Consider the following 12,016-nt stretch of genomic DNA (forward strand, 5'->3'; position numbering starts at 1 on the left):
GGAAGACGGTGTTCCATTCTCCAAACAGCTCCGGCAGATCGCGCCAAGGCGAGCCGGTGCGCACGATCCACAGCACCGCCTCGATGAACATACGATTGTCCCGGCCCGAAGAGCCGCGCGTCCGCTCGTCGCCGATGATGTGCGGCGCTATCCGCGCCCACTGCTCATCCCCAAGCACCAGTCGATCAAGAACACCCATCGCTGCCTCATCAAAGGCAGCTTTGAATCACAGATCATTCAGCCCGGGAACCCCAAGAGTCCACACTACCTAGGGGCTCAGGCGGCTGTGGATCGCAGTACGTCATCCACAGCGCACTCGAGTTCGGCAAAGTGATGGATCAGCCGGTCGGCGCCCAGCTCGGCGGCGGGCGTTTCCGTGTAGCCGAAGGACACGGCGACCGCGGGAATGCGGGCGGCGCGGGCCGTGGCGACATCCGTGGCGCTGTCGCCCACCATGACCGCATGGCCAGGCACGCCGCCGCAGGCGGAGATGGTGGAGAGCAGCGGCAGCGGATCGGGCTTGGAGATGCCGAACGTGTCCGCCCCGGTGATGGCAGCGAAGCGGGGCGACAGGCCGAGGCCGTCCAGCAGCAGGCGGGCCAGATATTCGAGCTTGTTGGTGCAGACGGCGAGAATCGCCCCGCGGGCCTCCAGCCGGTCGAGCGCATCGAGAACACCGGGGAAGGGGCGGGAGGTGTCGGCGATATGTGCGGCATAGTGGTCGAGGAACTGCCGGTTCATCCGGTCGAGCTCGGCCGCATCGACCTCGACGCCGACGCGGCGCAGCGCGCGCACGATGAGCAGGCGCGCCCCGCCCCCGATCATCGGCCGCGCCTCGTCGCGGTCCACCGGCGCGACCCCGTGGGCGGACAGGACGACGTCGAGTGTCGCCAGCAGATCAGGCGCCGTATCGACGAGGGTGCCATCGAGATCGAACGCAATGACGGGACGGACCTGCGGCATGAAACTTCATCCTCCGGGCGGGTGCCGGCGCCTCGCCGACGGTGATCCACATCACAATCTGCCCCTTTTTCGCGGCAACGTCGCCAGTGTCGCGGCGCCTCACGGCTTGTGATCCGCACCGATCACGGCTAGGCAACGCCAGCAGCCTTAGACGAGCACAACCGAATGGCCGATGCAGAAGACCTGAAACGCCGCGCCGCCGCGCGTGCGCTGGAATATGTGACGGACGGGATGCGGCTCGGCCTCGGCACGGGGTCTACGGCCAAGCATTTCGTCGCGCTCCTGGCCGAGCGGGTCGCCGGCGGCCTCAAGGTGGTGGGCGTGCCGACCTCCGAACAGACCCGCGCGCAGGCCCAGTCCCTCGGCGTGCCGCTGGCGACGCTGGACGAGCAGCCTGAGCTCGACCTGTGCATCGACGGCGCGGACGAGATCGGCCCCGACCTCGCCCTGATCAAGGGCGGCGGCGCGGCGCTGCTGCGCGAGAAGATCGTCGCCAGCGCGGCGCGCGAGATGATCGTCATCGCCGACGACACCAAGCTCGTCGCCATGCTCGGCCGCTTTCCGCTGCCCATCGAGATCGTGACCTTCGGCACCACCGCCACCCTGCGCCGGCTGGAGGGCGCCGTGGTCTCGGCCGGCTGCGCGGGCGAGCTGCGCCTGCGCCTTTCGGCGGACGGCAAGCCGGTCATCACCGACCAGGGCAATGTGATCGTGGACGCCCATCTCGGCCAGATCCCGGATCCCCGCCGCCTCGCGCGGGCCCTGGAGGAGGTGGCCGGAGTGGTCGAGCACGGCCTGTTCCTCGGTCTCGCCCGCCGCGCCGTGCTCGCCGGCGCCGACGGCATCCGCGTCATCGAACGTCAGGCCACGGCCTGAACCTGCCCCTTGGAGAACGTCATGTCGCTATTTCCTTCCGTCCGGCGCCTGGGTCTGGGTCTGTTCGCTCTCGGCCTGATGGCGCAGGGCGCCTTCGCCCAGTCCGTCGCGACGCCGCCCACCGCCAGCCAGATGCAGGTGGCCCGCCAACTGGTCGAGGCCAATGGCGAGGCCCGAGCCTTTGACGGTGTCATCCCGAACCTTCTGGACGGCGCCGCCCTCGGCTTCCTCCAGACCAATCCGGACCTCGCCAAGCAGCTGCGCGACACCGCGCTGGCGCTCAGGCCCGAGTTCGAGAAGCGCAAGGGCGAGATTATCGACATCCTCGCCACGGCCTATGCCCAGCGCTTCACCGAGCAGGAACTGAAGGACGCGCTGGCGTTCTTCTCGACGCCAGTGGGCAAGAAGCTCGTGACCGACCGCACCCAGATCGTGCAGCAGGCGGTCACCAGCATCCAGGCCTGGGGCGGCAAGGTGAATGCGGACGCCATGAACCGCATCCGCGAGGAAATGAAGAAGCAGGGTTACGATCTCTGATCGCACCCTCTTCGTCATATCGTGTTCGAGAGCGGCTCCGATGCGTCATCGGAGCCGTTTTCCGTTTGGGGGTCAGGCCTCGGGCGGAGGAACGAGGCAGGTCCGCGCCCCGCGGCTGCCGTCCGGCTCCGCTGCTAGGGTGGCATAGAGGCTCTTGCGTCGCAGGTTCGGATTGTAGTGCGGGTCCACCAGCCTGCTGGCGTGCCAGCGGGCCTCGAACCGCGCGCGCTGCGCCTTGAGGCGCTCGCGATGGGCCTTGGCCCGGCGCTTCCCCCGCGAAGCCGATTCGTGATGGATCAGGCAGGCGAACGGCGTCCAGACCAGCTCATGGCCCGCCGCCACCGCCCTGAGGCAGAGATCGATGTCGTTGCAGTCCTCGGCGAAGCGCTCGGCGTCGAGCGGGCCGATGGCGTCCCAGCAGTCGCGGCGGATCATCAGGCAGGCGCCGGTGACGGCGGAGAGGTTTTGGCGGCTGTGCAGCCGTCCCTGGTAGCCGTCCGCGTCCGCCGCCGCATGGGCAAACCAGTGGCCGGCATAGGCGAATAGCCCGGCGATCACCCCGGCATGCTGGATGGTGCGGTCGGGGAACAGCAGCTTGGCGCCCACCACGCCGGTCTGCGGCAGGCTGGCGAGCGCCACCATCTCGTCCAGCCAGCCCGGCTCGACCACTTCAATGTCGTTGTTGAGGAGGCAGATGAGCGAGCCGGAGGCGGCATCGACGCCCCGGTTGCAGATGCGCGGATAATTGAAATTGCCGTCGTCGCGCACGATCTTGGTCGCCGGCCAGATCCGGCTGATGTCCTCGAACAGCGTGAAGGTTTCCGGCTCCACGGAGCCGTTGTCCACCACGACGATCTCGAAATTGCGGTAGGCGGTCAGCGCGATCATCGACCGCAGCGCCAGCCCCAGCAGGTCGGCGCGATCGCGGGTCGGGATGACGAAGGAGACCAGCGGCGGCGTTGCGGGCAGGGGATAGAGCGGCCTCAGTCGGCCCTCGGACGCCTGGACCTCGGCGACACCTGCCGCCTCCCGCAGGGCCCGCTGGGCGGCTTCGACGGCAGGTCCAGCGAAGGTGCCGTCCCCCATCCCCGCCGTGCGGGAATAGGCCACGCGCGGCACATGCCGGATGGCCGCCGATGGCAGCGGGTCCGCCGCCCGCAGCAGCAAATCGTAGCTCCAGGCGGCCCCGAACCCGGCGCGCGCGCCGCCGATCTCCATCAGCCGATCGGCGCGCACCGCCCAGGGCTGGCCGATGTAATCGAGGCTGCGCAGGAGATGGCGGTTGAACGCCGGCTTGAAGATGCCCTCCACCGGCATTCCGTCCGTGTCGAGGCGCTCCTCGTCCGCATAGAGCAGCCGGCAGTCCGGATGCGCGGCAAAGCCGGCGCGGATCATCGCCACCGCGTCACGGGTCAGGCGCCCCGCCGGGTCGAGCGGTGCGATGAGCGCGCCCTTCGCCTGCGCGCAGGCTCGGTTGAAGTCCTCCGCCGGATCGTCGCCCGTCGCGGGCAGCAGGCGCGCCCGGGTCTGGCCGTCCAGCAGGGCCGATGCCGCCGCGCGCTCGGTTTCGGGCACGAGGACCAGCCATTCCCACTGTCGGTCGGTCTGTCGCGCCAGGGCATCGAGGGCCGGGCCAAGGTCCGCGATCGCTGATACGCGGCTGACAAAGGAGAGCAGGGGCGCCGCGTCGGCGGGCGGAACCTCGGCGAAATCCTCGACGAACCGCGCCCGGTAGCGGCGATAGGCGGCCGCCTGTTCCTGCCGGTGGGCAGGCCCGGCCTGGATCAGCGCGCCATGGGTGCCGCGCAGGTCCCGCGCCGCCGCGCCGGCGGTGCGCCATCGCTTGCCCATCGGCGCTCCACTGAAGGTGCCGTTGAAGAAGGCATGCAGCTTCAGGCCCAGCTTGCTGCGCGGATAATAGCCGACCCGTAGGCCCGAGCCTTCGGCCGGAAAGCTGAGGCTCGCCGCGCCCTGGGGCACGAATACCCCGGCCGCGGGCGCTTCAAGGACGGCCGGCCCCAGCGGTTGCCCTGAGGCATCGCGGAATACGCCCCGCACCGTCACATTTCCCGCTTCCAGCGCCAGCACGAAGGCATAGCCCCGGCGCCGCACCTTCAGGCGGAGCGCCAGCGGCAGCGGGAAATCGGCTTGGCCCTCCACGGTGCGCCGGGGGCGCAGCCAGCGGGGTGGGATGAGATCGGGCATGCACCGGCCGGAGCTTGAAGGCGACGGACGGGATGCTCCGGCCGCTGGCGGTTTGAAGCATCATTGGCGGGTCGTGGGCAAGCCGCATGCTTGACGGCACCGCCCGGACGGCATTGAACTGCCGCCCCCGATCGTTCCGCACCGGCGCGGCACGGCCGGCAGGCGGGTCTTGCGCGCACCAGCGCGCGGCCGCCGGAGGGAATCAGCATGTCGCGGAGCGTGGATCTGTTCGTCATCGGCGGTGGCTCCGGGGGCGTGCGCGCCGGCCGCATCGCGGCCCAGCACGGCGCTTCGGTGATGCTGGCCGAGGAATATCGGCTGGGCGGCACCTGCGTGATCCGCGGCTGCGTGCCGAAGAAGCTGTTCGTCTATGCCGGCCGCTATGCGCACGATCTGGAGGACATGGCCGGCTTCGGCTGGACCGTGGAGGGCAAGCACTTCGACTGGTCGACGCTGATCGCCCGCAAGGACCAGGAGATCGCCCGCCTGGAAGGCATCTACCGCCGCAACCTCGCGGCGCCCGGCGTGGAGATCGTCGACGGGCGCGCCGTGGTGGAGGGACCCAACACCATCCGCCTCGCCGGCAGCGGCGAGGTGATCGAGGCCCGCCACATCCTCGTCGCCACCGGCGCCCATCCGGCGCTCGGCCCGGCCATCCCGGGGGCGGACCTCGCCATCACCTCGAACGAAGCGTTCCATCTGCCCGCGCTGCCGCGCCGGATCGTGATCCAGGGCGGCGGCTATATCGCGGTGGAGTTCGCCTGCCTGTTCCGGTCACTCGGTTCCGAGGTCAGCCTCGTGCTGCGCGCCGACAAGATCCTGCGCGGCTTCGACGAGGACGTGCGCGCCCATGTGGCGGAGGAAATGGCACATTCCGGCATCCACATCCTGACCGGCCGCACCCTGACCGCCATCGAGCGGACGGAGGCCGGCAAGCGCGTGGCGCTGTCCGACGGCACCGCGCTGGAGGTGGATGAGGTGATGCTGGCCATCGGCCGCCTGCCCAACACGCGCGGCCTCGGCCTGGAGGGCGTCGGCGTCGCGCTGGACAAGGCGGGCGCCGTCATCGTCGATGCGGACGGGCGGACCAATGTCCCGTCTATCTATGCGGTGGGCGACGTGACCAACCGCATCAACCTGACCCCCGTGGCCATCCGCGAGGGCCACGCCTTCGCCGACACGGTGTTCGGCGGCAAGCCATGGCGGGTGGATCATCATCTGGTCGCCACCGCCGTCTTCACCGAACCGGAGGTGGGCACGGTCGGGTTGTCCGAGGAAGCCGCGCGCAAGGCCGGCCATGCGGTGGACATCTACAAGGCCCAGTTCCGGCCGCTGCGGGCGACCTTGTCCGGCCGCCAGACCCGGATGCTGGTCAAGCTGGTGGTGGATGTGGCCACCGACAAGGTTCTCGGCTGCCACGTGGTGGGCGAGGCTGCCTCCGAGATCATCCAGATGGCGGCGGTGGCCATCGGGATGGGCGCGACCAAGGCGGATTTCGACCGCACGGTGGCCGTCCATCCGACCGGCGCTGAGGAATTGGTAACGCTGCGTACAAAGGCGTCGTAGCTGCCGCTACGGCACCGTGGACGGCGCCCCTGCACCGTTGCAATACATGCCCTGGTCAAGCTTTTGTCCGGGGATTGCCGTGCGCACGCTGCTCGTTCTTGCCTCCTTTGCCTGTTCCGTCGCGGCCCATGCGGAAGCGGCCGCCGCTGCCCCCATCCTGCCGAACCAGGACAAGCCCGGCGCCGTCCTGAAGTATCAGGCGCTGCCGCCCAATGATCGCATGGCGACGCTGGAGGCCTTCACCCAGAAGAAAATCAGCGGCGCCGCCTTCGACACGCTCGATGCCTGTACCTTGCGGGAGACCACGGAGGCGGACGCTGGCCGCGCCAAGCTCGCCAAGACCATCGCCGATTGCGCGAAGGAAACCGGCTTCTGATCATCTGGCCATGGCGGGGCAGGCCCCGCCATGGCTCCGCGTAACATCAGCCGGCGGTGATCTGCCCGCCGAACAGGCGGCCCTTCTCGGCCCAGAGCGCGGCCAGGATGCCCAGCAGGCCCAGCACCATGTAGCCGACGCTCAACGGCAGCACGGAGCCGGCCACGGACTGGCCGACGATCATCCCCATCACTGCGCCGAGCAGCGTCGTGTAGAAGCCGATGAAGGACGACGCAGTCCCGGCGATGGCACCTAGCGGCTCCATGGCCATGGAGTTGAAATTGGGCACGGTGAGCGCGAACAGCGCCTGGTTCAGCGCGATGAGGCTGCAGAACAGCAGCAGCGGCGGATGCCCGTCGAAGGCGATGGCGAACACCGTCTGCGCGGCGCCCACGAGCGTGAAGCCGATGATCGCCGCATGGGACAGGTGCCGCATGCCGAAGCGGCCGACCAGCTTGGAATTCACGAACGAAGCCACCGACATCACCGCCGCCACAGACGAGAAGGCGATCGGGAACCAGGCGCCCAGGTGATAAACCTCGGAATCGAAGATCTGCTCCGCCGAGCCCACATAGGCCATCAGCGCGCCCATCATCAGGCCCATGGCCGTGGCATAGCCGACCGCCCTGCGGTTGGTGAGCGTCATCCGCATGCCACGGGCGATGCCGCGCACGGAGAAGGGCACGCGATATTCCGGATGCAGCGTCTCCGGCATGCGCAGGCTGAACCACACGCCCAGCACGACGCTCAACGCGAACATGGCGACGAAGATGTGGTGCCAGGTGCCGATCAGCAGGATGCCGCTGCCGATGGTCGGCGCGACGACCGGCACCACCAGGAACACCATCATGCACAGCGACATGACGCGGGCCATCTCGCGGCCCTTGAAGCGGTCGCGCACGATGGCCACGGAGAGCACCCGCGCCGCCGCCGAGCCCATGCCCTGGATGGCGCGCGCCACCAGCAGCACCGCGAAACTGTCGGTCACCAGCGCCAGCACGCAGCCGAGCGCATAGATGGCGAGGCCGATCATCAGCGCGGGCTTGCGCCCGATCACGTCGGAGATGGTGCCGAACACCAGCTGCATGAAGGCGAAGCCGATCATGAAGGCGGTGATGATGAGCTGGAGGTCCGCCGGGCGGCTGACGCCGAGGTCCTGGCGGATCGGCTCGAACGCGGGCAGCAGGTTGTCGATGGAGAAGGCGGTCGTCCCCATCATCAGGGCGACGATGGCGACGAATTCGTAAAAGGAAGGCGCGGAGGCGGTCGACGGTGCGACCCCTCTCTCATTCTTGGTCATATCTGTCTCTTCTGGGCCGATGGGCGGCGGATGAATGCGGTCCGCGGCCTTCTTAAGGCATCCCCTAGCCAAGCGCGCGGGCTTCCAGCGAAGACGCGCGCACCATCACGTGCACCGGGCGCATAGCTGGCGCTCCCGGAGCGGGTGCCCCGCAGGCTGACGGTGCGTCGATGGCGTTCCCATGTTCCGGTTCCGTGCTCCGGCGCTCTCGTGTATAAGCCCACGTTCCGGAGCCTGCGGACCTTGAGCCGAGGACCGGAACGCACGGCGCATGAGCGCCGGCGAAAGCTGGATGGAGATTAGAATGACCACCCGCCCCGTTTCCGACCGCATCCCGAGCGCCGCCGAGACCGTCTCGCGCCGCGCCGAAGGCTGGCGTCCGGATTCCTGGCGATTTTATCCGGTGGTCCAGGTGCCCGAATATCCGGATGCATCCGCGCTGAAGGATGTGGAGGCCAAGCTCGCCTCCTATCCGCCCCTGGTGTTCGCCGGCGAAGCCCGCCGCCTGAAGGCCCACCTCGCCAAGGTGGCCGCGGGCGAGGCTTTCCTGCTCCAGGGTGGCGATTGCGCCGAGAGCTTCGACGAGCACTCCGCCGACAACATCCGCGATTTCTTCCGCGTCTTCCTTCAGATGGCGGTGGTGATGGCGTTCTCCGGCGGCGCGCCGGTGGTCAAGCTCGGCCGCATCGCCGGCCAGTTCGCCAAGCCGCGCTCGTCCAACACCGAGGTGGTCGACGGCGTCGAGCTGCCCAGCTACCGGGGCGACATCGTCAACGACATCGCCTTCACGCCGGAAGCGCGGATCCCTGATCCGCACCGCCAGATCGAGGCCTACCGGCAGTCGGCGGCGACGCTGAACCTGCTGCGGGCGTTCGCGTCCGGCGGCTATGCCAACCTTGCCAACGCCCACCAGTGGATGCTGGGCTTCGTGAAGGACAGTCCGCAGTCGCATCGCTACCAGGAACTGGCGAACCGCATCACCGAGGCGCTCGACTTCATGCGCGCCTGCGGGATCGATCCCCAGTCCCACCCGGAGATGCGCTCCACGGACTTCTTCACCAGCCACGAGGCGCTGCTGCTGGGCTATGAGCAGGCCCTGACGCGGGTGGATTCCACCTCCGGCGACTGGTACGCCACCTCCGGCCACATGCTGTGGATCGGCGACCGCACCCGCCAGCCGGACCATGCGCATGTGGAATATTTCCGCGGCATCCGGAACCCCATCGGCATCAAGTGCGGCCCCTCGCTGACCACCGACGGCCTCATCCGCCTGCTGGACATCCTCCAGCCGGACAATGAAGCCGGGCGCATCACGCTGATCTGCCGCTTCGGCGCGGACAAGGTAGGCGACAGCCTGCCGGCCCTGGTCCGGGCGGTGGAGAAGGAAGGCCGCACCGTGGTGTGGTCGTGCGATCCCATGCACGGCAACACCATCAAGGCCGGCTCCGGCTACAAGACCCGGCCGTTCGACCGCATCCTGTCGGAGATCCGCACCTTCTTCGACGTGCATGCGGCGGAAGGCACTTATGCCGGCGGCGTGCATCTGGAGATGACCGGCAAGAACGTCACCGAATGCACCGGCGGCGCGCGTGCCATCTCGGACGAGGACCTGCGGGATCGCTACCATACCTATTGCGACCCGCGCCTGAACGCCGAGCAGTCCATCGAGCTCGCCTTCCTGGTGGCCGAGCTGCTGAAGCGTGACCGTCAGTCGCGCGGTCGGCCCGAGGTCGTCGCCGCCGAGTGATGCCGGCGCCGTTACCGGCGCCAGGCACCGCAGACACAGCTGAAATGCCCCGGTTCGCCGGGGCATTTTCTTTTCGCGGTTGGGTGGAGGCGCGGGAAGCGCGTCAGTGCGCCGACGAGCGGGCAGGGCCGCTGATGCCCGCGAAGGCGTCGGGCTGGAGTTCGGCCACGAGCAGCCGGCCGGGATCGACCGGGCCGGGCATGGCGATCCGTCCCGGCGGCACCACCTTGAAGCCGAAACGCTCGTAATAGGGCGCATCCCCCACCAGCAGGATCAGCCGGTGGCCCTGGTCGCGCGCGGCATCCATGCACACCTTCATCAGCCGTGCCCCGATGCCTACCGCGCGGAACGGCGGCTCCACCGTGAGCGGGCCGAGCAGCAGGGCCGGGGTGGTGCCGATGAACATCGGGGTCTGCCGCACCGAGCCCACCATCATGGTGCCCACGTGCGCGGTGAACGACAGGGTGTAGTCCGGCGGGACGCCTTCCCGCAGCCGGAAGGCGGTGCGGGCGAACCGGCCGGGGCCGAAGGTGCGCCGATGCAGCCGCTCGATGGCGGCGCCATTGGCGGGGTTTTCCTGGGCAACGGTGATGGGGAGTTCGGTCATGATCTAAAGCCGGGAGCGAGGCAGACACAGGCCCGCCCAGGCCGGGAGCGGCTCAGGCGGGCAGACGCGACAGATCACGCGCGGAAGCGCGCGGCCCGTTTTCTCGTCGTCGCTGGAACACCTGGATCATGACTGCCTCAACCGGAGGCGGCGCGATTAGCACGGCCTCGCCCCACGGTCCAGCGCCCCGCGCGTGAAATCGCCGCCGCACCCTTGCCAGAAAAGCGATTGCCGGGTTCTCCGGGCCGCCGCACAGTGCCGGCAGCCAGCCCATGCCGACCGTGGCGGATGGCGCGTTCAAGGACGTGGCGCGCCCGCCTCGGTGCCCGCCATCGGGACCGATGCGTCAGTTTGGTTCCCGGCGTCCTTCGAACCGCCGTCGCCCGCCGTCGTTAACGAGGCTGGTCCCGCAAAGGAGGCGGCTGCTCGTGCCACGGGCGGCCGAAGGAGGCGCCATGAGGTTTTGGACATTCCGTTCACATCACGCCACACAACAATTCGCCGACGCATCCGCTGCCCCGGAACGGTGCCGGCCGCCCCGGCGGGGCATGCTGCTGGGAGCGCTGGCCCTGGCCGCGCTGCCACTGCTCGCGGCTGTCAGCACCGGGCCGGCGCTCGCCCTTGATGCCATTGTCGAGAAGAAGAGCTTCACCCTGCCCACATACACCACGGTCAGCGGCGGGACGCTGCGCGACGTGAAGATCGGCTGGGAAGCCTATGGGACGCTCAATGCCGACAAGAGCAACGTGATCCTGGTCACGCACTTCTTCTCCGGCAGCAGCCACGTGGCGGGCAAGTACAAGCCGGATGACAAGGCGCCCGGCTATTGGGACGCCATCGTCGGCCCCGGAAAGCCGCTCGACACGAACAAATATTACATCATCTCGTCCGATACGCTGGTCAACCTCAACCCCAAGGACCCGAACGTCATCACCACCGGCCCGGCGACCCTGCGCCCGGACACCAACAAGCCCTATGGGATGGACTTCCCCATCGTCGGCATCCGCGACTTCGTGAACGTGCAGAAGGCCCTGCTGGAGAGCCTCGGCATCCACAAGCTGCACGCGGTGATGGGCGCCTCCATGGGCGCGCTCCAGGCCTATGAATGGGCGACCGGCTATCCTGAGATGGTCTCGCGCGTCATCCCGGTGATCGGCGCCGGAGACACCGACGGGTGGCTGGTGGCCTGGCTCGACGTCTGGGCCTCGCCGATCCGGCTCGATCCCAACTGGAACAATGGCGACTATTACGGCCGCACCCCGCCGAACGCGGGGCTCGCCCAGTCGCTGAAGGTCATCACGCTGTTCTCGAGCTATTGGACCTGGGCCGACGACACCTTCAACCGCAAATGGGCGGAGGCCGGCCAGGACCCTGAGAAGTCCATGGCCAACCGCTATGCCATCGACGCCACGCTGGAAAAGATCGCCGCCGCGCGCGCGGAGTTCGCCGACGCCAATCACCTGCTCTATCTCGTGAAGGCCAACCAGACCTTCGCGCCGGGCGGGGACGTGGGCCTTGCCCGCATCAAGGCGCCGGTGCTGCTGATTTCCTCCAGCGAGGACCTGGTGTTTCCGCCGCCCACCATCGCGCGCACCGCCGACAAAATCCGCTCCGGCGGCGCCAAGGTGGAGCAGGTGAACATCGGCGGCGGACGAGGGCACCTCAACGGCGTCTTCAACGTCTCCGAGGCGGGCGAGGCCATCACGCGGTTCCTCGCTCAGTAGCGCCGCCTCACCGGCGTCGGCGGGCCTCCCGGCGTACAGGCCGGGAGGCCTTGTCGTTTGGGCATCCGACGGGCATTCGAAGATCCGGGGCCCTCTCGGTGCCGGTATTTCAGTA

11 protein-coding genes are annotated in these 12,016 nt (G+C 68.6%); 6 read left to right on the plus strand and 5 right to left on the minus strand.

The genetic code is table 11. From position 1 onward, the window contains the following. On the minus strand, positions 1–199 hold a 199-nt coding region (locus YU1_RS27130), incomplete at its 3' end, for a transposase (protein WP_035713249.1). A 77-nt stretch (positions 200–276) separates the two neighbouring features. Further along, complete coding sequence (gph, locus tag YU1_RS0100010; RefSeq protein ID WP_029002325.1) at positions 277–963, minus strand: phosphoglycolate phosphatase; 687 nt, start codon at positions 961–963, stop codon at positions 277–279. A gap of 165 nt (positions 964–1,128) precedes the next feature. Between gph and rpiA the strand changes: the two genes are divergently transcribed. Then, a complete protein-coding gene (gene rpiA / locus YU1_RS0100015; protein WP_029002326.1) occupies positions 1,129–1,839 on the plus strand; it encodes a ribose-5-phosphate isomerase RpiA in 711 nt (236 codons plus the stop codon). A gap of 21 nt (positions 1,840–1,860) precedes the next feature. Beyond that, the gene (locus tag YU1_RS27135) at positions 1,861–2,376 is read left to right on the plus strand and encodes a DUF2059 domain-containing protein (protein ID WP_051356305.1); all 516 of its coding nucleotides are present in this window, start codon (positions 1,861–1,863) and stop codon (positions 2,374–2,376) included. Between the two features lie 72 nt (positions 2,377–2,448). Here the strand turns inward: YU1_RS27135 and YU1_RS31650 are convergent, their stop codons facing one another. After that, entirely contained in the window at positions 2,449–4,581 is a 2,133-nt protein-coding gene (locus YU1_RS31650; RefSeq protein ID WP_051356306.1) for a glycosyltransferase family 2 protein, read from the minus strand. A gap of 207 nt (positions 4,582–4,788) precedes the next feature. Here YU1_RS31650 and gor point away from each other — a divergent pair, with 207 nt between their 5' ends. Next, a complete protein-coding gene (gene gor / locus YU1_RS0100030) occupies positions 4,789–6,147 on the plus strand; it encodes a glutathione-disulfide reductase (protein ID WP_029002327.1) in 1,359 nt (452 codons plus the stop codon). Between the two features lie 79 nt (positions 6,148–6,226). Then, positions 6,227–6,523 (plus strand): hypothetical protein, encoded by a 297-nt coding sequence (locus YU1_RS0100035; RefSeq protein ID WP_029002328.1) that lies wholly within the window; start codon positions 6,227–6,229, stop codon positions 6,521–6,523. A gap of 46 nt (positions 6,524–6,569) precedes the next feature. Here YU1_RS0100035 and YU1_RS27145 read toward each other — a convergent pair whose 3' ends face one another. Then, on the minus strand, positions 6,570–7,823 hold the full coding sequence (locus tag YU1_RS27145; protein ID WP_035713073.1) for a multidrug effflux MFS transporter: 1,254 nt from the start codon (positions 7,821–7,823) through the stop codon (positions 6,570–6,572). A gap of 304 nt (positions 7,824–8,127) precedes the next feature. Between YU1_RS27145 and YU1_RS0100045 the strand changes: the two genes are divergently transcribed. Beyond that, the gene (locus tag YU1_RS0100045; protein WP_051356307.1) at positions 8,128–9,570 is read left to right on the plus strand and encodes a class II 3-deoxy-7-phosphoheptulonate synthase; all 1,443 of its coding nucleotides are present in this window, start codon (positions 8,128–8,130) and stop codon (positions 9,568–9,570) included. 103 nt (positions 9,571–9,673) lie between these two features. On the opposite strand, the gene YU1_RS0100050 is transcribed toward YU1_RS0100045, so the two are convergent. Next, positions 9,674–10,177 (minus strand): GNAT family N-acetyltransferase, encoded by a 504-nt coding sequence (locus YU1_RS0100050; protein ID WP_029002330.1) that lies wholly within the window; start codon positions 10,175–10,177, stop codon positions 9,674–9,676. Between the two features lie 548 nt (positions 10,178–10,725). Between YU1_RS0100050 and YU1_RS0100055 the strand changes: the two genes are divergently transcribed. Then, positions 10,726–11,901 (plus strand): E22 family MetX-like putative esterase, encoded by a 1,176-nt coding sequence (locus tag YU1_RS0100055; protein WP_029002331.1) that lies wholly within the window; start codon positions 10,726–10,728, stop codon positions 11,899–11,901. Positions 11,902–12,016: the final 115 nt, after the last annotated feature.

The sequence above is a fragment of the Azorhizobium doebereinerae UFLA1-100 genome, from assembly GCF_000473085.1.
In the GTDB taxonomy this organism is placed as follows: Bacteria; Pseudomonadota; Alphaproteobacteria; order Rhizobiales; family Xanthobacteraceae; genus Azorhizobium; species Azorhizobium doebereinerae.

What these genes read in the sequence shown, in the direction of transcription:
- YU1_RS0100050 (WP_029002330.1), bottom strand. Translation starts at nt 10,177, where the DNA reads ATGACCGAACTCCCCATCACCGTTGCCCAGGAAAACCCCGCCAATGGC.
- YU1_RS27145 (WP_035713073.1), bottom strand. Translation starts at nt 7,823, where the DNA reads ATGACCAAGAATGAGAGAGGGGTCGCACCGTCGACCGCCTCCGCGCCT.
- gor (WP_029002327.1), top strand. Translation starts at nt 4,789, where the DNA reads ATGTCGCGGAGCGTGGATCTGTTCGTCATCGGCGGTGGCTCCGGGGGC.
- YU1_RS0100055 (WP_029002331.1), top strand. Translation starts at nt 10,726, where the DNA reads ATGCTGCTGGGAGCGCTGGCCCTGGCCGCGCTGCCACTGCTCGCGGCT.
- YU1_RS27135 (WP_051356305.1), top strand. Translation starts at nt 1,861, where the DNA reads ATGTCGCTATTTCCTTCCGTCCGGCGCCTGGGTCTGGGTCTGTTCGCT.
- rpiA (WP_029002326.1), top strand. Translation starts at nt 1,129, where the DNA reads ATGGCCGATGCAGAAGACCTGAAACGCCGCGCCGCCGCGCGTGCGCTG.
- YU1_RS31650 (WP_051356306.1), bottom strand. Translation starts at nt 4,581, where the DNA reads ATGCCCGATCTCATCCCACCCCGCTGGCTGCGCCCCCGGCGCACCGTG.
- YU1_RS0100045 (WP_051356307.1), top strand. Translation starts at nt 8,128, where the DNA reads ATGACCACCCGCCCCGTTTCCGACCGCATCCCGAGCGCCGCCGAGACC.
- gph (WP_029002325.1), bottom strand. Translation starts at nt 963, where the DNA reads ATGCCGCAGGTCCGTCCCGTCATTGCGTTCGATCTCGATGGCACCCTC.